Source organism: Pseudarthrobacter sp. J47 (assembly GCF_049810315.1).
Taxonomy (GTDB): domain Bacteria; phylum Actinomycetota; class Actinomycetes; order Actinomycetales; family Micrococcaceae; genus Arthrobacter.
This window is the reverse complement of record NZ_CP187358.1, coordinates 2,804,012-2,825,423: the sequence shown is the minus strand read 5'-3', so window position 1 is coordinate 2,825,423 and position 21,412 is coordinate 2,804,012. Positions and strand designations below refer to the sequence as shown.

At 66.6% G+C, this 21,412-nt stretch carries 15 protein-coding genes and 1 pseudogene; 11 read left to right on the top strand and 5 right to left on the bottom strand.

Annotation, left to right across the window (positions count from 1 at the left end; translation table 11 throughout):
• From ACPJW8_RS12895 to hemL, 8 genes are all read left to right on the top strand, one after another.
• Entirely contained in the window at positions 1-1,464 is a 1,464-nt protein-coding gene (locus tag ACPJW8_RS12895; RefSeq protein ID WP_330187603.1) for a protoporphyrinogen/coproporphyrinogen oxidase, read from the top strand.
• Between the two features lie 99 nt (positions 1,465-1,563).
• On the top strand, positions 1,564-2,265 hold the full coding sequence (gene hemQ / locus ACPJW8_RS12890) for a hydrogen peroxide-dependent heme synthase (RefSeq protein WP_330187604.1): 702 nt from the start codon (positions 1,564-1,566) through the stop codon (positions 2,263-2,265).
• A complete protein-coding gene (locus ACPJW8_RS12885) occupies positions 2,262-3,518 on the top strand; it encodes a ferrochelatase (protein ID WP_330187605.1) in 1,257 nt (418 codons plus the stop codon). The genes hemQ and ACPJW8_RS12885 overlap by 4 nt, the downstream gene beginning before the upstream one ends.
• The gene (hemC, locus tag ACPJW8_RS12880; protein ID WP_330187606.1) at positions 3,518-4,510 is read left to right on the top strand and encodes a hydroxymethylbilane synthase; all 993 of its coding nucleotides are present in this window, start codon (positions 3,518-3,520) and stop codon (positions 4,508-4,510) included. Before ACPJW8_RS12885 ends, hemC begins: the two co-directional genes overlap by 1 nt.
• Before the next feature lie 8 nt (positions 4,511-4,518).
• Positions 4,519-5,400, top strand: coding sequence for a uroporphyrinogen-III synthase (locus ACPJW8_RS12875; RefSeq protein WP_330187607.1), 882 nt, complete (start codon positions 4,519-4,521; stop codon positions 5,398-5,400).
• A 55-nt stretch (positions 5,401-5,455) separates the two neighbouring features.
• Positions 5,456-6,436, top strand: a complete 981-nt coding sequence (hemB, locus tag ACPJW8_RS12870) for a porphobilinogen synthase (protein WP_330187608.1) — start codon at positions 5,456-5,458, stop codon at positions 6,434-6,436.
• 35 nt (positions 6,437-6,471) lie between these two features.
• Complete coding sequence (locus ACPJW8_RS12865; protein ID WP_330187609.1) at positions 6,472-7,551, top strand: LLM class flavin-dependent oxidoreductase; 1,080 nt, start codon at positions 6,472-6,474, stop codon at positions 7,549-7,551.
• Positions 7,552-7,568: 17 nt separating this feature from the next.
• A complete protein-coding gene (gene hemL, locus ACPJW8_RS12860) occupies positions 7,569-8,900 on the top strand; it encodes a glutamate-1-semialdehyde 2,1-aminomutase (RefSeq protein WP_330187610.1) in 1,332 nt (443 codons plus the stop codon).
• 151 nt (positions 8,901-9,051) lie between these two features.
• On the opposite strand, the gene ACPJW8_RS12855 is transcribed toward hemL, so the two are convergent.
• From ACPJW8_RS12855 to ACPJW8_RS12840, 4 genes are all read right to left on the bottom strand, one after another.
• The gene (locus ACPJW8_RS12855) at positions 9,052-9,894 is read right to left on the bottom strand and encodes a MetQ/NlpA family ABC transporter substrate-binding protein (RefSeq protein WP_330187611.1); all 843 of its coding nucleotides are present in this window, start codon (positions 9,892-9,894) and stop codon (positions 9,052-9,054) included.
• A gap of 35 nt (positions 9,895-9,929) precedes the next feature.
• Positions 9,930-10,601, bottom strand: coding sequence for a methionine ABC transporter permease (locus tag ACPJW8_RS12850; protein WP_330187612.1), 672 nt, complete (start codon positions 10,599-10,601; stop codon positions 9,930-9,932).
• Positions 10,598-11,644: a methionine ABC transporter ATP-binding protein gene (locus ACPJW8_RS12845; RefSeq protein WP_330187613.1), complete on the bottom strand. Its 1,047-nt coding sequence runs from the start codon at positions 11,642-11,644 to the stop codon at positions 10,598-10,600. Before ACPJW8_RS12845 ends, ACPJW8_RS12850 begins: the two co-directional genes overlap by 4 nt.
• A gap of 287 nt (positions 11,645-11,931) precedes the next feature.
• Positions 11,932-12,642 (bottom strand): 3'-5' exonuclease, encoded by a 711-nt coding sequence (locus ACPJW8_RS12840; RefSeq protein ID WP_330187614.1) that lies wholly within the window; start codon positions 12,640-12,642, stop codon positions 11,932-11,934.
• Between the two features lie 71 nt (positions 12,643-12,713).
• Here ACPJW8_RS12840 and ACPJW8_RS12835 point away from each other — a divergent pair.
• From ACPJW8_RS12835 to ACPJW8_RS12825, 3 genes and pseudogenes are all read left to right on the top strand, one after another.
• Positions 12,714-13,131: pseudogene (locus tag ACPJW8_RS12835) on the top strand (MGMT family protein).
• The gene (locus ACPJW8_RS12830; protein WP_330187615.1) at positions 13,128-16,463 is read left to right on the top strand and encodes an ATP-dependent DNA helicase; all 3,336 of its coding nucleotides are present in this window, start codon (positions 13,128-13,130) and stop codon (positions 16,461-16,463) included. The pseudogene ACPJW8_RS12835 and the gene ACPJW8_RS12830 overlap by 4 nt, the downstream one beginning before the upstream one ends.
• Positions 16,460-19,993, top strand: coding sequence for an ATP-dependent DNA helicase (locus ACPJW8_RS12825; RefSeq protein ID WP_330187616.1), 3,534 nt, complete (start codon positions 16,460-16,462; stop codon positions 19,991-19,993). The genes ACPJW8_RS12830 and ACPJW8_RS12825 overlap by 4 nt, the downstream gene beginning before the upstream one ends.
• Here ACPJW8_RS12825 and ACPJW8_RS12820 read toward each other — a convergent pair.
• On the bottom strand, positions 19,990-21,279 hold the full coding sequence (locus tag ACPJW8_RS12820; protein WP_330187617.1) for a macrolide 2'-phosphotransferase: 1,290 nt from the start codon (positions 21,277-21,279) through the stop codon (positions 19,990-19,992). The genes ACPJW8_RS12825 and ACPJW8_RS12820 overlap by 4 nt on opposite strands.
• Positions 21,280-21,412: the final 133 nt, after the last annotated feature.

Genomic DNA, 21,412 nt, shown 5'->3' with positions numbered 1-21,412 from the left:
ATGCGGGCACTGGTGATCGGCGGCGGCATCTCAGGCCTGGTGGCGGCGCGGGAGCTGGCACTGGCCGGTCATGAAACGACTGTCCTGGAAGCCACCCGCCGCTGGGGAGGCTGCGTTGGCAGCCACGCGGTGGCCGGCCTGACGCTGGACAGTGGGGCGGAGTCCTTTGCCACCAGGTCCCCCGCGGTAGCGGACCTGGCTGCCGAACTGGGTATTGCCGGCCGCATCACACAGCCCCTGCCCGGCGGCGCCTGGGTCCTTCTGCCGGACGGTCCACGCGAGCTGCCCAGGACAGGCGTGCTGGGAATCCCGGCAAACCCCTGGGACCCGGAAGTCCGCCGGAGCCTTGGCCTGGCCGGGGCCCTGCGCGCCTCGCTGGACAAGATCCTGCCCCGGTCCTTCGGATCCGGCGGCGAGGTCACGGATGTGGCGAACCTGGTTCGCGCCCGAATGGGCAGCCGCGTTCTGAAACGCCTGGTGGACCCCGTAGTGGGCGGGGTGCATTCGGCAGATCCGGCTTTGCTTGACGTGGACATGGTTGCGCCCGGTCTGCGCGCAGGCCTCCGCGAGCACGGATCCCTCGCAGCCGCTGTCGCGGCCCTGCGCGGTGCCAACGGCACCAGGACTGCGAAGGCAGGTTCCGCTGTCGCCGGACTGACCGGAGGCATGCACACCCTGGTGGGCGCCCTCGTGGCAGACCTCGAAACCCTGGGCGTTGCCCTCCTTCCCGCCCGCAGGGTCACGTCCGTCCGCCGGCACGGCCAGGGCCACTGGATTGCGACGGCGGGCGACTCCGTCTACGAAGGCGACCAGCTGGTGATGGCACTCGACGGACCTGCCGCCGTCGAACTTCTGTCAACAGCCGTCCCCGCACTCGCTCAATACCGTCCTGCGGCGGGACCGGATGTCCGGCTGGTGACACTGGTGGTGGAGAACGCCGCCCTGGACGCCCGGCCGCGGGGCACAGGCATCCTGGTGGCACCGGGAGCCGGGGGAGTGCAGGCAAAGGCGCTGACACACGCCACCGGCAAGTGGCAGTGGCTCCTGGACCAGGCAGGTCCGGGGAAGCACGTGGTGCGGTTGTCGTACGGACGCAGGGACGGCGTGCAGGACGCGGCGGAACAGGGCCCGGCTGCGGTAAACGGTGACCGGAGCAGCATCGCCGAACCAACGGCCGGCACCCAAGCCGACCACGCCCTCTTTGAAACGGCTTTGCGGGATGCCTCAGCGCTGCTGGAGGTTCCGCTCAGCAAGGACCAGGTCCGCGGCTGGGATGTGGTGCGGTGGGCAGGGGCTTTGCCGTTTGCGGCAGTCGGTCACCGGCAGCGGGTGGCCGAGGTACGCCGGATCTGCGCGGAAGCCGAGGGCCTGAAGGTGGTTGGCGGGTGGGTGGCTGGAAACGGCCTGGCCGCCGTGGTTGCTGACACCATGCGCCAGATGGGCAGGGAGATCCAGCCGCGCTGAGACCCGCCGGACCCTAAATTTTGTGAAATATAACACTTCTACGTCCTGTAGAAGTCCCCGGTTTCGACTTAGCTTCTGCGAAGGGGCAAACTGGTAGGCATGAGCCACACTTCTGCCGAATCTGTCACTAAAACCGAGAATTCAGCCGAGCAGTTCTTCACCCTCTGGACCGTTTTCAAGCGGGACGCCGACGTCCTGCGCAGCGGCGAAGCGGCCGAGGACTTCGAAGCCCTGTTGGTGCGGCTGGCCGCCACCGGAGTAGTGCACCGCGGCAGCTATGACGTTTCAGCCATGCGCGCCGATGCCGACGTAATGGTCTGGCTGCACGGTCCCCGCCCGGAAGCCCTTCAGCAGGCCATCCGCGACATCCGCCGCAGCAAGCTGTTCGCCGGAACCAGCATTGTCTGGTCTGCCATGGGCGTCCACCGCGAGGCCGAGTTCGCCAAGAACCACACCCCCGCGTTCTCCCGCGGTGTGGAACCGGCCGAATGGCTCTGCGTCTACCCGTTCGTCCGCTCCTACGAGTGGTACCTGCTGCCCGAAGACGAGCGTGGCAAGATGCTCCGCGACCACGGCATGCTGGGCCGTGACTTCCCGCAGGTCATCTCCAACACCGTGTCCTCCTTCGCCCTGGGCGACTGGGAATGGATCCTCGGGCTGGAGGCACCTGAACTGGTCGACCTGGTAGACCTCATGCGCCACCTGCGTTCCACCGAGGCGCGCAACCACGTCCGCGAGGAAATCCCGTTCTACACCGGCCGCCGGATCTCCGCCGCCGAAGTCGCAGAGGTCCTTGCATGAGCCCCCTGAGTCCGGCCGAATCCACCGACGGAGCCACGCCTGCCGGGCACCAGTACGCCGTCAACCCGGTGACGGAGCGCGGCCGGATGGCTCCGAAGTCCTACGATGCGATCCTGCTCGCTTCCTTCGGCGGGCCGGAGGGCCAGGAAGACGTTATTCCCTTCCTGCGCAATGTGACCCGCGGCCGGGGCATCCCGGATGAGCGGCTTGAGGAAGTCTCCACGCATTACCGCGCCAACGGCGGCATCAGCCCCATCAACCAGCAGAACCGGGACCTGAAGGCTGCCCTCGAGGCCAGGCTTGCCGCACGCGGCATCGACCTTCCTGTTCTCTGGGGCAACCGGAACTGGGCACCGTACCTGCCGGAAGTCCTCCAGGAAGCGTACGACGCCGGCCATCGCCGCCTCCTCATGGTCACCACCAGTGCCTACTCGTCGTACTCCAGCTGCCGCCAGTACCGCGAAGACATCGGCATGGCACTGACCGAATCGGGCCTGGACGGACGTCTCGAGGTGGACAAGGTCCGCCAGTACTTCGACCACCCGGGTTTTGTTGAGCCGTTCATCGAAGGCACGGCGGCGGGACTCGCCGACGTCCGGTCCCGGCTCGCCGAGGCCGGAGCTGCCGACGCTCCGGTGCAGATCCTGTTCGCCACGCACTCGATTCCCACCCGCGACGCAGAGGCATCCGGACGTTCCGACGACGAACCCCGCCCGTTCGAGCAGGACTCCGCCTACGTGGCCCAGCACCTCGCCGCCGCCACGGAAATCATGCGGCGTGTGGAAGCGGCCTCCGGGCTCACCGCACCGTGGTCCCTGGTGTACCAGTCGCGCTCCGGGGCGCCGCACGTGCCCTGGCTTGAACCGGACATCAACGACGCCATCGAGGAACTGGCCGGACAGGGTGTCAAGGGTGCAGTGATCGTCCCGCTGGGCTTCGTCAGCGACCACATGGAAGTTGTCTGGGACCTCGACACCGAGGCCATGGACACCTGCGGCCGGCTTGGACTGACGGCCATCCGCGTTCCCACCCCCGGGACCCATGCGAAATTCGTGGACGGACTGGTTGACCTCGTGTGCGAACGCACCACGGAAAACACCATCACCAACCGCCCCGCGCTGACGGACCTCGGCCCCTGGTACGACGTCTGCCGTCCCGGCTGCTGCGCCAACTTCCGCGGCGAAAAGCCAACCATCGCCGGTGCCGATACCTCCGTAGGCGCCGGCCATGATCCCTACCCCCAGGACTCCTAATGACTGTCAGGATCGGCACCAGGGCCAGCAAGCTTGCCCTCACCCAGACCCAGCAAACTGCTGACCAGCTTGCCGCCGTGGGCGGGTTCCCCGTGGAACTGGTCCATGTCCGGACCGAAGGCGATGTCCTGACCGGTTCACTGTCCCAGATGGGTGGAACCGGCGTTTTCGTCGCCGCGCTGCGGGACGCGTTGCTCCGCGGTGATTGCGACGTCGCCGTGCACTCGCTGAAGGACCTGCCAACGGGTCCCGCCGCCGGGCTGAGCCTCGCGGCCACTCCCAAGCGTGTGGATGTCCGCGACGTGCTGTGCGCACGGGACGGACTGAAGCTTGCCGATCTTCCCCAGGGCGCCTCTGTGGGCACGGGTTCTCCGCGAAGGGCAGCGCAGCTGCGGGCCGCGCGCCCGGACCTGAACGTCATTGATATCCGTGGCAACGTGGATACCCGGCTGGGCAGGGTGGCGGGCCTGCCCGGCAACGCTGCTGCCGACGTCGTTCCCGGCAAGAGCGGTGACCTGGACGCCGTGGTGCTGGCCGCTGCAGGCCTGGAGCGGATCGGCCGGTTGGACACCGTGAGTGAATACCTGGAAACGGACGTGATGCTTCCGGCCGCAGGGCAGGGATCACTGGCCATCGAATGCCGCACTGCTGATTCTCCGCAGGCCTCCGGCTCCGCGCCGGCCGTCCTGGCACAGGCACTGGCTGCCCTGGACGACCAGGACACCCGCCTGGCCGTCACGGCCGAGCGCGCGCTCCTGGCACGGCTTGAGGCCGGCTGCGCCGCACCCGTGGGAGCCTATGCGTACCGCAAGGGCAGCATATTGTACCTCGAGGCGGCAGTGTGCGCCGTCGACGGCAGCGCCACGGTCCGGGACAAGCGGGCAACGGATGGCCTGACCGAAGTGGGCGCAACCCTGCTGGGGATCGAGCTTGCCGAAGTCCTGCTGGCAGCCGGTGCGGCAGACATCGCGGACCTGTCGGCTTCCTCCTGAGCCATTCCATGGAGCGGCAGGAAATTGTGCGGGCACGCAGGGAACGGGCATCCGGACCTTCGCTGGCCGGAGTCCGGCTGCTGGTGACCCGGCGGCCGGACCGTTCAGCCGCCCTTCGGGGAGTGCTCGAGGAGGCCGGTGCAGCCGTCGCCTTCCTGCCCCTTATTGATTTTGAACGTGCCCCCGACGCCGCAGTCCTGTCGCGGGGCCTTACCGGACTGGCCGAGGGTCAATATGCATGGCTGGTAGTCACCAGCCCCACCACGGTGGACGCACTGGCTGACGCATGCGGCCGGGAGCAAACCGCGCTCCGGGAGTGCATCCCTGCACACACCCGTGTGGCGGCAGTAGGAGCAGGCACAGCCGCGGCCCTGAAACGGGCCGGGGTCCCGGTACACCTTGTTCCCGCACGGCAGTCGGCGTCGGGCCTGCTGGCGGAATGGCCCGGTCACCCTGCGGCCGGCGCCGCAGGGATATTGCTGCCGCAGGCGGACATCGCCGGCGAAACGCTCCATACCGGGCTCAAGAAGCGCCGCTGGGATGTCCACCAGGTGGTTGCGTACCGGACTGTTCCATACCCGGCAGATCCGGCCACGGCGTTGTATGAGGCCGTCGCTGCTGACGGGGGAGTGCTTTCCCCGGACGCCGCCCGTTCAGAGGTGGCGGCAGGACGGATCAACGCCATCGTGGCGGCCTCACCCAGCCAGGTGCGCCGGCTCGTTGAGCTTGCCGTTTCGCTGGACGGATGCCCGCTGGTGGCGATCGGTCCCGCCAGCCACGCAGAAGCGCTGGAACTGGGCCTTACCGTCGCGGCCGTGGCAGCGGACCCCGGCCCGCGCAGTGTGGCAGCCGCCGTCGAACACGCCGTTAACGCCACGCAGCAACCATGACAAGTACATCAATGAACACCTGGACAGGCCAGGGACCCCGAATGAAGGATGAGGCATGAGTTTCTTGCAGCAACGGCCACGCCGGCTCCGCACCACCCCAGCCATGCGCAGGCTCACCGCGGAAACCCGGCTGGCGCCGGCAGAGCTGATCCTCCCGGCCTTCATCAGGGAAGGGCTCACGGAACCCAACCCCATCCAGTCCATGCCCGGCGTGCTCCAGCACACCACCGACACCCTGAAGCGCGCCGCAGCGGAAGCTGTGGAACTCGGGCTGGGCGGCATCATGCTGTTCGGGATTCCTGCCGTCCGGGACGCTGAGGGCACGGCATCGCTTGACCCGGAGGGCGTCCTGAACAAGGCAATCCGCGACGTCCGGGCGGAGGTGGGCGACGAGCTGGTGATCATGAGTGACGTCTGCCTGGACGAGTTCACCGACCACGGACACTGCGGAGTGCTCGACGCCGATGGTTACGTGGACAACGACCGCACCGTGGAGATCTACGCAAAGATGGCAGTGGCGCAGGCCGACGCCGGCGCCCACATGCTGGGCCCATCCGGCATGATGGACGGCCAGATTGGCGCGATCCGCGCCGCGCTGGACGCCGCCGGCCACGTCAACACCTCAGTGGTGGCCTACGCCGCCAAGTACGCGTCCGCCTTCTACGGACCGTTCCGTGAAGCCGTGGACTCGCAGCTCAAGGGCGACCGCCGGACCTACCAGATGGATGCAGGTAACCGCCGCGAAGCCATCCGCGAAGTGGAACTGGACCTGGCCGAAGGCGCGGACATCGTGATGGTCAAGCCGGCCATGAGCTACCTGGACATCGTGGCGGACGTGGCAGGCATGAGCCCCGTTCCCGTTGCGGCCTACCAGATCTCCGGCGAGTACGCGATGATCGAAGCAGCCGCCGCCAACGGCTGGATCGACCGTCGGGCCGCCATCGCCGAATCCGTCCTGGGGATCCGGAGGGCCGGCGCAGACATGGTCCTCACTTACTGGGCAGCCGAGCTCGCAGGCTGGCTGAAGGAATCGTAGAAGCCGCAGGAACCGATGCAACCCAAGGAGTCCCGATGAACTCAGTGACAGTTCCGCCCACACCCACCTCACCGATCGGTCCTGACCAGATCCTGCTGGGGCTGAACACCTTTGGGGACGTTGGCCTCAACGACGACGGGACCCCGCAACCGCATGCCCAGGTGCTGCGGCAGGTGCTGGAACAGGCGCAACTGGCTGACGCCGTCGGGCTTCACGCCTTTGGAGTGGGCGAACACCACCGGAAGGATTACGCGATCTCCGCGCCGGAAGTTTTCCTGGCCGCGGCGGCTGCCCGGACCACCCGGATCAAACTTGGTTCGGCAGTCACCGTACTCAGCTCAGATGACCCCATCAGGGTTTTCCAGCGTTTCGCGACCGTGGACGCGCTGTCCAACGGACGGGCCGAAGTCATGCTGGGACGGGGTTCCTTCGTCGAATCGTTCCCCCTGTTCGGGCTGGACCTGGCCGATTACGAGACCCTGTTTGAGGAAAAACTTGAACTCTTCGACAAGGTCCGCGCCCAGAAACCCATTCACTGGGAAGGCACCACCCGGCCGGCCCTTAGCGGACTGATGGCCTACCCGCCGCTGGAGCACCACCTGCTGCCCACATGGATTGGCGTAGGCGGAACTCCCGAGTCGGTGCTGCGCTGCGCCCAGTACGGCTACCCCATCATCTTCGCGATTATCGGCGGCCAGCCCCGCGGCTTCGCACCGTTGGCGGACCTCTACCGGGAAGCCATGGAAAAATATGGCCACCCCATGCAGCAGGTAGCCACGCACTCACCCGGGCATGTCGCGGAAACAGACGAACAGGCCCGCGAGGAGCTCTACCCGCACTGGCTGGCGCTGCGGAACAAACTGGGCGCTGAACGCGGATGGGGCCCCGCCGGGCGCGGTGAGTTCGACGCACTCTGCTCCCAGGAAGGCGCACTCTACGTCGGATCCCCGGAAACGGTGGCCCGGAAGATCGCCCTGCTCAAGCGCAACCTCAAGGTGGACCGCTTCGACCTCAAGTACAGCAGCGGCCCCTTGCCGCACTCGGCCATGATGCGCTCCATCGAGCTGATGGGCACCGCGGTGGCGCCCAAGGTGGCCGAACTGCTTGCCGGATAACTGAAAGAATAGGAACCATGACTTCCAGCAACCCTCGCAACGAGGCACTCTTTGACCGCGCCCGCCAACTGATGCCCGGCGGCGTGAACTCACCCGTTCGCGCCTTCGGATCAGTGGGCGGAACGCCGCGGTTTATGGTCTCCGCCAAGGGCCCCTACCTTACCGACGCCGACGGGCACGAATACGTTGACCTGGTGTGCTCGTGGGGTCCGGCGCTGCTGGGCCACGCCCACCCGGCAGTGCTTGACGCTGTCCACGCCGCCGTGGACAGGGGACTGTCCTTCGGCGCGTCCACCCCGGACGAGGCAAACCTTGCGGCGATCGTGCAGGAGCGGGTGTCCGCCGTCGAACGGCTCCGCATGGTGTCCACCGGCACCGAGGCAACCATGACGGCCGTCCGCCTGGCGCGCGGCTTTACGGGACGTAACCTGATCATCAAGTTCGCGGGCTGCTACCACGGCCACCTCGACGGACTCCTGGCCGCAGCAGGCTCCGGACTGGCCACGCTGGCGCTGCCGGGAACCGCAGGCGTCACGGAGGCAACGGCTGCCGAAACGCTGGTGCTGCCGTACAACGATCTCGCCGCCGTCGAAGCCGCCTTCGCCATCCACGGCCAGAACATTGCCGCCGTCATCACGGAAGCCGCGCCCGCCAACATGGGCGTTGTCACCCCGGCTGCCGGTTTCAACCAGGGCCTGTCCCGCATCACGCGCGAGCACGGCGCCCTCCTGATCCTTGATGAGGTACTGACCGGCTTCCGCACCGGCTACTCGGGATACTGGGGACTCACCGGCGGTTCCGCTGAAACGGCTGAACCCTGGGCGCCGGACCTCATGACGTTTGGCAAGGTCATTGGCGGCGGAATGCCGACGGCGGCCCTGGGCGGCCGTGCCGACGTCATGGATTACCTGGCGCCCGTGGGCCCCGTCTACCAGGCAGGGACCCTGTCCGGTAACCCTGTGGCAATGGCTGCCGGCGTGGCCACCCTGAGCAACGCCACACCCGAGGTCTACGCGCACATCGACCGGCGTTCGCTGGAACTTTCCACGGCGCTGTCGGCGGCCCTTGACGGTGCCGGCGTCGATCACTCGATCCAGCGTGCGGGGAACCTCTTCTCCGTTGCCTTCGGTACCTCGGCGGCGGGCGTCCACAATTACGACGACGCGCAGAAGCAGGAGTCCTTCCGCTACGCCCCGTTCTTCCACTCCATGCTCGAATCCGGGGTGTACCTGCCGCCGTCGGTCTTCGAAGCCTGGTTCCTGTCTGCGGCCCACGACGACGACGCCATGAACCGGATCTTCGACGCCCTGCCCGCCGCGGCCCGTGCTGCTGCGGCCGCCACCGCCTAGCTCCCGAGCGGGCGCCCAGCACAAAAAACGCACGGCACAAAAACGCACGGCACAAAAAACGCCCAGCACAAAAAACCCCGGCTTCCGGAAGGATCCACCCCGAGTACGGGGCGGATCTCATACGGAAGCCGGGGTTTTTTGGTTGCCGGTCCTAGAAGGCGACGGTCACGTCACCGTTCGGCCATTCCTTTTCGATGAACGCCTTGACCTCGGGGGAGTGCAGCAGCTCTTCCAGCTTCTGGATGCGGACGTCATCTTCGGAGTCTTCGCGCCATGCCAGGAAATTGGCGTACGGGTTGTTCTCCACGGATTCGACGGCGAGGGCGTCCTTGGTGCTCAGGCCCGCCTTGAGGATGAAGTTGCCGTTGATCAGGGCCAGGTCCACGGAGGGGTCCTTGAGGTCGTTGATCAGCAGTTCAGGCTGGTTCTCGGAGAACTCCAGCTTCTTCGGGTTCTGCTCATCCGTGAGGGTCAGCACCGAGGAGTCATCCTTGATGTCCTTGACCAGTCCTGCAACTTCGAGCACCCGGAGGGCCCGGACCTGGTTGGAGGGGTCGTTGGTGATGGCGATTTTCGCGCCGTCCTGGATGTCCTTGATGTCCTGGACCTTCTCGGAGAACGCAGCGTACGGCTCAATGTGGACGCCTTCGCCGTGGCCGAACTTGTAGCCCTTGGTCTTGACCTGGTCTTCGTACCAGGGCAGGTGCTGGTAGTAGTTGGTGTCCAGGGAGCCGTCACTCAGCGCGGTGTTGGGCGTCTGGTAGTCCTCGATCTCCTTGATGTCCAGCTTCAGGCCGGCCTTGGGTGCCAGGTCCTCATTGATGAATTCGAGGATCTTGGCCTGCGGCACCGGGCTGGCGCCCACCGACAGGGTGACAGGGTTGTTCGGATCAAGGGTGGTGACTTCCTCGCTGGTGCCCGAGGACGCGCCGCAGGCCGTCAGGGCCAGCGCGGTGACGATTCCCGTAGCCAGGAGGGAGAGTGATTTACGCATCGATGCGTTCCTTTCGAAGTACTGCAGGTTTTGGTTTAGCGGTGGTCAAGGCTGCGGGCGATGCGCTCGCCTGCCAGCTGGATGACCTGGACAAGAACGATGATCAGCACGATGGTCACGATCATGACCGTGACGTCGAACCGCTGGAAGCCGTAGTTATAGGCGAGCTTTCCCAGTCCGCCGCCGCCTACCAGGCCTGCCATGGCGGAGTAGCCCACCAGCGTGACCACCGTGGTGGTGGTGGCGGCTACCAGTGCCGGAAGGGACTCGTGCAGCATCACCTTGTTGATGACTTGCATCCGGGTGGAGCCCATGACCTGTGCGGCGTCGATCTTTCCGTGATGGACGTCCCGCAGCGCAGTTTCCACCAGGCGGGCGAAGAAGGGGATGGTTCCGATGGAGAGGGAAACGGACGCGGCGATCGGTCCGAGGCTGGTCCCCGTCAGCAGGCGGGCGAGCGGAATCAGCGCCACCATGAGGATCGCAAAAGGAATGGACCGGGTGATGTTGACGATGACGTCGCTCATGATCCGGTTGGTAACGGGCATGGGCCGGAGTCCGCCCGGAGCCGTGACGTGCAGGAATACGCCGAGGGGCAGGCCTATCAGGACCGTGAAAAAGGCCGAAATTCCCACCATCTGTAGTGTTTCCACGATGGCTTCGGGAAGGGCCTTGGCGAGGACCGGGTTGCTGAAGATCTCGTTCATGGGTTCCTTGCCGTGATGTCGTTGATGTCGGCGTCATCGACGGCCGCGGCGGGATCCGCCACCTTCGCACCGATTCCACGTTCATGGAGGTAGGCCAGCACGGCCGCTGCATCGGCGTCGTCGGCCAACTGGACCCTCAAGTGGCCGAACTGCTGCCCGCCAAGGGTTTCCACACTTCCGGCGAGGACGTTGAGGTCGATGTCGAAATGGCGTGCGACGCCCGTCAGGACGGGTTCCTTGGCGCTGTCGCCCGCAAACAGGATCTCCAGGACGGGTCCGCCCTGCAAAGCGCCCTTGAGCGGCTCGGCCGGAGGCAGGGGCAGGAGCGCCTTGGCCAGCCTGCTTTCAAGGTCTCCGGCCACGTCTTCGAGTGCCCCGTGTTCGATGATGCGGCCCTTGGACAGCAGGGATACTGAGTCGCACACGCGCTTTACGACGTTCATTTCGTGCGTGATGATGAGCACCGTGAGCTTGAGGCGCCGGGTGAGGTCCTGGATGAGGTCCAGGATTTCGTCTGTGGTTGCCGGGTCCAGTGCGGACGTCGGTTCATCGCACAACAGGACGTCCGGGTCCGCGGCCAGGGCGCGGGCAATGCCCACGCGCTGGCGCTGGCCTCCGGAAAGCTGCGAAGGGTAGGCGCCTTCAAACCCTTCGAGGCCTACCAGGGAGAGCAGTTCTGTGACTTTCGCCCGGATCTTGTCCTTCGGCGTTCCCACCAACTCCAGGGGATGCGCAACGTTACCTGCCGCGGTGCGGGAATCCATGAGGTTGGCATGCTGGAAAACCATGCCGATCCGGCGTCGGGCTGCACGGATCTGGGAGTCCTTGACGGAACTGAGCTCAGTGCCGTCGATGCTGACGGACCCGGACGTGGGGCGATCCAGCAGGGTCAGGCAGCGGACCAGGGTGGATTTGCCGGCACCGGAGTGGCCGATGATTCCGTGGATGGAGCCTTTGGGGACGGACAGGGTGACGCCATCCAGCGCCACCACTTCCTTCTTCCCCTGGCGGTAGACCTTGCGCAGGTCAGTAACTGTGATCATTTATCCTCAGGAGGTTGGCCGCGGGCAGGGCAGGGCATAGCACAAGCGCGCTTTTGAACTTAATTATGTCAGGGCACCTGAATGTGAGTCATTTTCGTGTCATGTTCGGACCTTGGGCCCGGGAAGCGAAGGAAATTCGCCCTTACAGGACTTTTGCCGTCCAGTCAGTAGTCACGCGGGGTGGCTGTAAAACATTCCACGCCGGAAATGACCGCCGCCCATCCCGGAGGCCTATGATCCTCACCACAGGGGCTACCCAGTAGCGTTGCAGTTACCGTGGGGGCCTGTCAGAAGGCTCCGCGGGTGGCGTCCTCCGGCGGCAGTACCGGCCAGCTGCCCTCGATGACGGCCGCGGGCTTGCTCCTGCGCAGGTAGTCCTGGAAATCGGCGGCCTGCGACTGGGCCCAGTCCACCTGGAGCCGGTGCAGCTTGCTGGCGGGCATTTGGAGGGTGGGGAACTTACCGGCCATGGCGTCCAGTACCCGAAGGGTGGCCAGGGCGTCGGCAGCGGACGTGTGGGCGTTGTCCAGCCCCACTCCGTATTCCTCACACAGCGCCGTCAGCGTCCGCTTGCCCTTGCGGAACCGGTCCACCTGCTTGTTCATGATGAACGGATCAAGGACCGGAAACCGGGAAAGCTGCGGCACGCCGTAACGGGCTGATTCCGCGGCGAGGACAGTGAAGTCGTAACTGGCGTTGAAGGCAATGACCGGGGTTCCGGCGTCGAACAGTTCCTGCAGGACCTGCGCGACCTCGGCGGTGACTTCCGCGGCCGGCCTGCCGTCCTGACGCGCCATGGCGGTGGTGACCCCGTGGATATCGCTGGCTTCCGTGGGAATTTCCACCCCGGGATCCGCGAGCCATTCATGCTCCCTGACGACGTTGCCGCCACCGTCCACGACCGTAATGGATGCCGTGACGATCCGGGCGGAGCGCGAGTTCCGGCCGGTGGTTTCGAGGTCAAACGCTGCGCGGGGGAGGTTGTTCCAACTGCTCATGGGCCCACCGTACCGGCGGGCGCCGACACTGCTTTGGATTTCGACGGCGGGTTGCCCATTACTGTGGAGGGATGCGGTCGGAGTACGTGGAGGCGGTCCTGGAACTGGTGCGGATGATCCCCCCGGGCTCGGCCGTCAGTTATGGTGACATCGCCGAACTCCTGGGCACCGGCGGTCCCAGGCAGGTGGGCGCAGTGATGAGCCATCACGGCAGCAGCGTGGGTTGGTGGCGGGTGCTCCGGGCCAGTGGCGCAGCCCCGCCCGGGCACGAAACCGATGCGCTCCACCGCCACCTCAGCGAAGGTACGCCGCTGCGGGGTGACCCAGAGGGGTTCCTGCGGTCAGGTGATGCCAGCTGGCGGGTGGATTTCCGCACGGCCCGCTGGCAGCCTTCGGACGCCGACTTCGACAGGATCGAGGCCTTGGCTGCGGGACTCGCCAACGCCGTTTCGGGAAATGTCAGTGCCCGATGATGGAATGACTGGGTGACCACAACTGCCACTGCGCCCCTGCTTGCCGGTATCCGATCGGACGTACCCGCCGCAGGCCTGCAGCTCCTGCCGCCGCGCCTTGCCGCAGCCCAGGCGCCGGTGCTTTCGGCGGACCAGGCTGCAGCTGTTGCGGTACCGCAGGGCAGCGGCCCGGTGCTGGTGCCGGGCGGCCCGGGAACAGGAAAGTCAACGGTCCTGGTGGAAGCTGCCGTTCGCCGCGTGGAGCAGGATGGTGTGGATCCTGACAGGGTCCTCATCCTCGCGCCTGACCGAAAATCCGCTGACAGCCTCAGGGACAGCTTTACGGCCCGGCTGGACAGGAGTTTAGGCACGACGCCGGCACGCACCTGGGCGTCCTACGCATTTGACCTGATACGCAGGGCCAAAGCGGAGGGCGTGATCCAGCTTCCCAGGGCACCGCGTCTCCTGTCCGGCCCTGAGCAGGACCTCATTATCAAGGAACTCCTGGAAGGCCATGCCCAGCCGGGGCTGGAACTGCCATGGCCGGAGGACCTGGGTGCAGCACTGGTCACCAGGGGCTTCCGCCAGGAGGTCCGCCAGCTTTTTGACAGGGTGATTGAGTCCGGGCTGACGGCATCTGACCTTGCCGGCCTGGGCCGGCGGTGCGGCAGGCCCGACTGGATCGCTGCCGCGGCCCTCTACGCCGAGTACCGGGACGTGCTGGACCTGCGCATGCCGGAGGCTTTCGATCCCGCCGGCATCATCACCGCTGCCCGCCGGATTTTCCAGGACTCCCCGGAATTCCTTGCCGCCGAACGGGACCGGTTGCAGCTGATCATGGTTGATGACGTCCAGGAAGCCAACCCGGCCGTGTTTGAACTGCTGGCGGATATCGCTGCCGGAAAAGACTGCTTCGTGACCAGCTCTCCGGATACCGTGGTGCAGGGTTTCCGCGGGGCGCGGCCGGATCTCGTTGCTGAGCTTCCGTCCTTGCTGGCCGGCCCGGGTGGGGTGCTGCAGCGACCCCTGGCGTTCACGCACCGGCACCGTCCCGCCGTCGCAAAGGCGTGGCTGGACGTGGCAGGTCGGATTGCCCAGCGGGCAGGCGGGCAGCAGGCGCGCCGGCTGGATCCTATGCCTGGAGACGCTGTACCTGGAGACGCCGTGCCTGGAGACGCCGTGCCTGGAACTGCCACGAATCCGGAGACTGGCACGGTGGAAGCGCATCTGGTGGCTTCGCCGGTCCACGAACTCCGGTATGTTGCGCAGCGGATCCTTGAAGAACACATCCACGGACGGCGCGGCCTGGGGGAGATCGCTGTGATCGTCCGCACCGGCGGGCAGTTGGGACAGCTTCAGCGGTATCTTTCGGGGCAGGGCATTCCCGTGCGTGTTCCGGTGGCCGAATCCGCGGTGCGCGACGAAGTTGCCGTCCGGCCGCTCCTTGAGGCGTTCGGTATTGCCTTGCGGCCTGAATCGCTGACCCCTGAGATCGCCGTGGCATTGCTGACCTCCAGGATCGGTGGGGCAACACCGCTGGAATTGCGGCGGTTGCGCCAGGCGTTGCGGCGCGAGGAACTGCTGGGCGGAGGCGGCCGCTCCAGCGATGCCCTGCTGGTGGAGGCCCTGCTTGAACCCGGTGCACTGCACACTCTCGGCCTGGATGCCCGCGCAGCCCGGCGGACCGCTCGTATGATCCAGGCAGGCCGGACAGCCGTTGAGCAGCCCGGAGCCAACGCCGAAACAGTGCTGTGGGCCCTCTGGAATGCCGCAGGCCTGGCATCGTCCTGGACCGAGGCGGCCCTGGCCGGCGGTTCGAATGGTGCCCGTGCGGACCGTGACCTGGACGCCATGATGGCGTTGTTCCATATGGCGGAGCGCTACGTGGACCAGCTGCCCGGATCCGGCCCGGAACAGTTCCTGGACTACCTGCTGAACCAGGAGCTGCCCATGGACACGCTGGCAGCCAGGGCGCAGCGGGATGATGCTGTTGAACTCCTGACGCCGGCCAGTGCGGCCGGGCGGGAATGGCCGGTGGTGATGGTCGCCGGGCTGCAGGAAGGCGTGTGGCCGAACACCCGGCTTCGGGGGGAACTGCTGGGCAGCACCCTCTACGCGGACGCCGTTGAGCACGGCGTTGAATATGCCCTCCAGCGGGACCCCCTCAGCCGGGCGCGGGACATCCGCTATGACGAACTCCGGAGTTTCTCAACAGCCGTTTCGCGCGCGCAGGAACTGTTGATCTGCACCGCTGTGTCCTCCGAAGATGAGCAACCGTCCTCCTTCCTGGATTACGTGTGCCCGCTGGAATCCGGGCAGCACAGCAGGCCGCTGACGCATGTCCAGCGTCCGCTCACGCTGCGCTCGCTGGTGGCCGAGCTGCGGCAGTATGCCCAGTTGGGCCCGGCCGCGCCGGAAGAATCCTCGGAGGCTGTCAGGGTACTGTCGCATCTGGCGTTCCAGGAGCCGCCCGTACCGGGAGCGCATCCGGACAGCTGGTGGGGACTCCTGCCCTTGAGTACCTCCGAACCTGTGGTGCCGCCGGGCGGAACCGTCCATGTCTCACCGTCCAAGGTGGAGGCGGTGCAGAAATCGCCCTTGGGCTGGTTTGTCCAGGCCGCAGGCGGTGAAGCAGCAACAGACTTTGCACGAAGCCTCGGCACGCTGGTCCATGCCATTGCCCAGGACCTTCCGGACGCCACCGGAACGCGCTACGTGGAGGAACTGGTCCGGCGCTGGCCGTCCCTTGGCATGAAGGACAACTGGGAAGGAAAGCTCGATTTCAAGCGGGCTGAAACCATGGTGCGGAAACTGGCCGAGTACGTCCTTGTATCGCGGAGCGAAGGGCGTACCCTGCTCGGCGTCGAGCAGGATTTCTCCGTTGAGCTGACGGATGTCCCGGTGAAGGCCGGCGCCGTTGAAGGGGACAGCGGCTTCCGCCACGCCGTGCTGCGCGGCCAAGTGGACCGCCTGGAGATCGACTCCCAGGGCCGGCTGGTGGTAGTGGACCTCAAGACCGGCAAGAGCCAGCCGGGCAAGGCAGACGTCGCCCGGCATCCCCAACTGGGCGCTTACCAGGCTGCAGTCCTGGCAGGCGGCTTTGCTGCGCCCACGGAGGATCCAGGCAGCGGCGGCGCAGTCCTGGCGCAGCTGGGCACCACGGCCAAAGGGTTGTCCACCCAACACCAGGAACCGGTCCCGGAGGATGGGAACTGGGCCGTGGACATGGTCAATGAGGCCGCGGTGGTGATGTCCGGCAGTGAGTTCGAGGCCCGGCACGATCCTTCCAAGGGCAGCTTCGGGGGACACGGCTGCAGGCTTCCCGAGGTGTGTCCGCTGTGTGCCCGGGGAAGGCAGGTGACGGAATGACGACGTCAGACCTTACGTCAGTGCCGGCGCTGCAGAATGGGGCGCAAGGGAGTGCGGCGGACGCTCCTCCCGGGGAACTGCCGCTGCCCCGTTTTACGCCTGCGGAGTTATCTGCCCTGCTGGGTGAGAAGAACGTTCCCACGGAAGAGCAGTCGGGGATTATTTCCTCCTCACTGGAACCGCGGCTGGTCATTGCCGGCGCAGGCTCCGGAAAGACTGCCACCATGGCAGACCGCGTCGTCTGGCTCGTGGCCAATGGCTGGTGCCGCCCGGAGGAAGTGCTGGGGGTGACCTTTACGCGCAAGGCTGCCGGAGAGCTGGCCAGCCGGATCCGCGCCAAGCTCGCCGCACTGCAGCGGGTCGCCGCGGAAGACGCCGGACACGGACTTTTTCCCGCCGGGCTGCTTGACGCTGACGGTCTTGAGCCCAAGGTGTCCACCTACCACTCGTACGCCAGCAGCATTGTCTCGGACCACGGGCTGCGGCTCGGGGTGGAACGGGACGTGGTGCTGTTGGGTGCCGCCCAGGCCTGGCAGCTCGCCAGCGAAGTCGTGGAAGCGTTCGACGGCGAGTACTCGCACTTCACCGCTGCCAAGTCCACGCTGGTCAGCGCCGTCATCCAGCTTGCGGGGGAGTGCTCCGAACATCTCCAGGAGCCGCGGGAGGTGGAGCAGTGGATCCTGCAACGCGTGGCTGAATTCGACGGCCTGCCCTTTAGCGCACAGGCGAAGAAGAATCCCACGCAGGCGGCGCAGACCATTGCCCGCCGCCTGCGGACCCGCGCCAGCGTGGCGGACATGGTGGCACGGTACAACGCGGCCAAGCGGAACCGTGGAGCTCTGGACTTCGGTGATCTTGTGGCCTTGGCCGCCCGGGTTGCGCAGGAGGTGCCACAGGCAGGGGATTTCGAACGGAAACGCTACAAGGTGGTCCTGCTGGACGAGTTCCAGGACACCTCCCACGCCCAGCTGGTGCTGTTTTCGCGGTTGTTTGGGGCAGGGCACGCCGTCACGGCCGTGGGGGATCCCAACCAGTCGATTTATGGCTTCCGGGGCGCGTCCGCGGGCCAGCTGTTCCACTTCGTCCAGGAGTTTCCGGTACGCCGGTCAGATGGCGGACTCGCGCCGGCGCCTACCTCGTACCTCACCACGGCGTGGCGGAACGGCCGCAACATCCTGGCGGCGGCCAATGCGATCGCTGCTCCGCTGAGTGGGGGCCCCGCTGTCCGGCAAGCCACGGCGGAGTCGTCCACAATAGCCCGGCCCAATGCCGCCCAGCCCACGGTACCGTCGCTGCAACCCAGCCCGTTCGCCGTCGAGGGCCGTGTTGTGCTTGGCCGGTTTGGCTCGGACGAGGACGAGGCCACAGCGCTCGCAGAGGATGTCCTCCGGTACAAGGTCACGGACTTTGACGGATCCGTGGATCCGGAACCTCCGGCAATTGCGGTGCTCTGCCGCCGGCGGGCACAAATGGAATGCATCGGGAAGGCCTTCGAGGCCCGCGGCATCGCCTACGAGATCGTTGGGCTGGGCGGGCTGCTGGACACCCCGGAGATCATTGACCTCGTCTCCACGCTCCGTGTCCTGGCCGATCCGGGCCGTTCGGATTCGCTCATGAGGCTGCTGGCCGGTGCCAGGTGGCGGATCGGTCCTGCAGACCTGATGGCCTTCCGCGACTGGTCCTCATTCCTGGCCCACCGCCGGGAGCAGCAACGGCGCGGGCCGGGGGAAGGCAGCACGGGCGGAGGGGATGACGCCGGCAGTGCCGGGCCATTGGAGAGCGACATCTCGGACGGATCCAGCCTCGTGGAAGCCCTCGACTGGCTGCCGCAGGAAGGCTGGGTATCCGGCCAGGGGCGTTCGCTGACCCCCGAAGCACGGGAACGGCTGGCACGGTTGTCCAACGAGCTGCGCCAGCTCCGGCGGCACCTGGGCGATGACCTCACCACGCTGCTTGGTGAAGTGGAACGCGCCATGCTGCTGGACATCGAGGTGGCCGCGAAACCAGGCATCACCATCCACCAGGCACGCCGCAACCTTGACGCGTTCCAGGACGCCGCTGCCGGTTTCCTGCAGACGGCCCAGCGGGTGGACATCCTGGCGTTCCTTTCCTGGCTAGAAGCCGCCGCGGCCGAGGAAAACGGACTGGACGGGGCGCCGTCGGAAGTTAATCACGAGGCAGTACAGCTGTTGACGGTCCATGCCTCCAAAGGCCTGGAATGGGACGTGGTCTTTGTCCCCGGCCTCAACGCGGGGGCTTTCCCCAGCGATCGGGATTCGCGGTGGAGCAGCGGCTCTGCGGCGCTGCCGTGGCCGTTGCGTGGCGACCGCGCCGACCTCCCGCAGTGGGACCTGGACCAGCCGGACCAAAAGGGCTGGCTGGATTCCGAGGCAATGTTCAAGGCTGACGTCCAGGCCCATGCCGAGGCGGAGGAACGCCGTCTGGCCTACGTTGCCTACACCCGGGCCAAGCATGTGCTGTGGCTTTCCAGTGCCGCGTGGGTGGGTTCGCGCTCCGGGCGTGCGGAAATGTCACGCTTCCTGGCGGAGTTGGAGCCCCTGGTTGAAAACGGCGCGGCTTCGGTGCACCGCTGGTCGGTGGAGGAGGGCTCCCTCCCGGACGAAAGTCCGCTGACCCGCGACATTGAAACGGCGCAATGGCCCTACGATCCCCTGGAAGGCCCGGTTGATCCGCGGACCGGAAAACGGCTCCGGCTGTTCCGCGGACGCCGTGATGCCATGGAAGCCGCGGCAGAAGCCGTTCGCCGGGGGCCCGCCTCAGGAGACTTGCTGGCCGGTGGGCCCAAGCCAGGGGAACCATCGCTCGGCAGCCCGGCCGCCGCGCTTCGGGGCAACGCCGCGCGCTGGGCGGAGGAGGCTGCCCTGCTGCTGGAACGGCGTTCCGCCGATGACCGCAGCCGCCTCATCCACCTCCCGGCCCACATTTCCGCCTCCACGCTGGTGGAACTGGGTGAAGATTCCGACGCCGTCCTGGCGCGGCTGAGGAGGCCCGTTCCCCGGGAGCCCGGAATGTCGGCCCGGAAGGGTACCGCTTTCCACTCCTGGGTGGAGGAGCACTTCGGCAGCGCGGGCATGCTGGACCTTGGGGAAACGCCGTGGGCCGACGGCGACGTTGACGCCGGGCTTGGCCTGGAGGAGCTCCAGGCCGCGTTCCTGCGCTCCGAATGGGCGGGGAGGGTTCCCACCCACGTGGAAGTGCCGTTGGAAACCCGGGTGGGTCCCGTCGTCGTTCGCGGACGGGTTGATGCTGTCTTCCGGGATGCCTCGGGCCGCTGGGAACTTGTCGACTGGAAAACAGGCCGAAGGCCGTCCCCGCAGCACCTGAAAAACAAGGCGGTCCAGCTTGCCGTGTACCGTCTGGCATGGTCGCGGCTCCAGGGCGTACCGTTGGAGGACGTCAGTGCGGCGTTCTTCTACGTTGCCGATGACGCGGTGGTCCGGCCGCACGATCTGGGGACGGCGGCGGAACTCGAAGGCATCCTGGCGGAGGCTTTCGGCCCGGGGGATTAGCTGGTTGCGGCAGGTCCGCCGGGGACGATGCTGATGGCCGCCGTTGAGGTGTCCTCGGCCGGTGAACGCTTTGCTTGGCTCGAATCCGTAGCCCCGTCAGCCGGAGCCCCGTCAGCCGGAGCCTCATCATCAGGAATCGGCATCACGTGCACTGCTGGAAGGGGAGTGGCGGCCACCGGTGCAACAGTGACGGCGGCGACTTTCCCGGAAGGTTCCAAATTCAGCGGTTTGGAATCGGACGGTTCCGGGCGCACCGACTCCCTGCCGCCGTCGTCCGCTCCAGTGTCTTCTCCGGTGGCTTGCTTGGCTTCCTTTACGGCGTCCTTGCCGACAGCCGCGGCAGGCAACGGTTCAACACCGATCGGCTGGCCGCCGTGTTCGGTGATGTCGTCCGCAAGTGTCTTCAGCATGTCCTCGGCCTCGGTAGTCATGGCGGGATCCCCGGACGCCACGGCCTTGACCAGGTACTGGGCAAGGGCGAATTCGGCGGACAGCGCAGCCCGGCGCAGAAGGTGGGGGTCGGGCACGTCGCGGCGGGCGTAGGTGTAGCTGTTGAGCACTGTCTCGATGAAGTCCTGCTCGTTGGAGGCCACGAGCCAGGCGAAATCGTCGGCGGGATCGCCGATCCGCAGGTCGGTCCAGCCGGTGACGGCGGTGACGCGGTCATTGTCGATCAGCAGGTTGTCTTCATGGAGGTCGCCGTGCACCACAGACGGGTTGAAGCGCCACAGGGACACGTCCTCGAGCGCATGTTCCCAGCGCAGCAGCAGGACGCCGGGAATCTTGCCGGTGGTGGCGGCCTGGTCCAGTTCGTTCAGCCGCCGTTGCCGGAACTCGTTGGGGGTGTAGCTGGGCAGGTCCGCGTTGTTGACTAGCGACTGCGGAAGGTCGTGGATGGCAGCCAGCGTGGATCCGACTTCGCGTGCCAGCGCGCCCTTGCCCGAGGTCAGGTCCTCCACGGTCCGCGTGGTGCCGTTGAGGTGTGAGTAGACGAAGGTGCTGAGCGCGCCGAGGCGCACCTTCCCGGCCACCGTGGGCATGAGGAACGGGAGTTCGGCGCGGATGGCAGGAGCGAAGGCGCGGAGCACCAGGAACTCGGTCTCGAGGCGGGCGCTGGCCTCGGGATGCCGCGGTGAGCGGACCTTCCAGCGCTTCCCCTCGGAGTCCAGCAGGAGCGCGGAATCGAAGTCGGCGGCGTCGTCGGGCGCGGCGCTGACAGCGGTGGGCGTCAGCCCCGGAACCGCTGCGGTGGCCACTGCTGCCAGTTCGATAGGTTTTCTTCTCACCGTTCCACGGTAGATTGGCTGGCCCCCAAGTTACTGAGGTGCGACGGCGAGTCTCAAGATCCGCGCCAAAAGTCGCCTCGAATCCGGGCCGGGGACAGCCGCTGCGGGAATGTGAATTGTCGGTGCGAGTCAG

Bases quoted from the DNA above. Each gene is read 5' to 3' on its own strand.
- ACPJW8_RS12885 (WP_330187605.1), top strand. From the start codon at position 2,262: ATGAGCCCCCTGAGTCCGGCCGAATCCACCGACGGAGCCACGCCTGCC.
- ACPJW8_RS12825 (WP_330187616.1), top strand. From the start codon at position 16,460: ATGACGACGTCAGACCTTACGTCAGTGCCGGCGCTGCAGAATGGGGCG.
- ACPJW8_RS12865 (WP_330187609.1), top strand. From the start codon at position 6,472: ATGAACTCAGTGACAGTTCCGCCCACACCCACCTCACCGATCGGTCCT.
- ACPJW8_RS12855 (WP_330187611.1), bottom strand. From the start codon at position 9,894: ATGCGTAAATCACTCTCCCTCCTGGCTACGGGAATCGTCACCGCGCTG.
- ACPJW8_RS12840 (WP_330187614.1), bottom strand. From the start codon at position 12,642: ATGAGCAGTTGGAACAACCTCCCCCGCGCAGCGTTTGACCTCGAAACC.
- hemC (WP_330187606.1), top strand. From the start codon at position 3,518: ATGACTGTCAGGATCGGCACCAGGGCCAGCAAGCTTGCCCTCACCCAG.
- ACPJW8_RS12875 (WP_330187607.1), top strand. From the start codon at position 4,519: ATGGAGCGGCAGGAAATTGTGCGGGCACGCAGGGAACGGGCATCCGGA.
- hemQ (WP_330187604.1), top strand. From the start codon at position 1,564: ATGAGCCACACTTCTGCCGAATCTGTCACTAAAACCGAGAATTCAGCC.
- ACPJW8_RS12895 (WP_330187603.1), top strand. From the start codon at position 1: ATGCGGGCACTGGTGATCGGCGGCGGCATCTCAGGCCTGGTGGCGGCG.
- hemL (WP_330187610.1), top strand. From the start codon at position 7,569: ATGACTTCCAGCAACCCTCGCAACGAGGCACTCTTTGACCGCGCCCGC.
- ACPJW8_RS12845 (WP_330187613.1), bottom strand. From the start codon at position 11,644: ATGATCACAGTTACTGACCTGCGCAAGGTCTACCGCCAGGGGAAGAAG.
- ACPJW8_RS12850 (WP_330187612.1), bottom strand. From the start codon at position 10,601: ATGAACGAGATCTTCAGCAACCCGGTCCTCGCCAAGGCCCTTCCCGAA.
- hemB (WP_330187608.1), top strand. From the start codon at position 5,456: ATGAGTTTCTTGCAGCAACGGCCACGCCGGCTCCGCACCACCCCAGCC.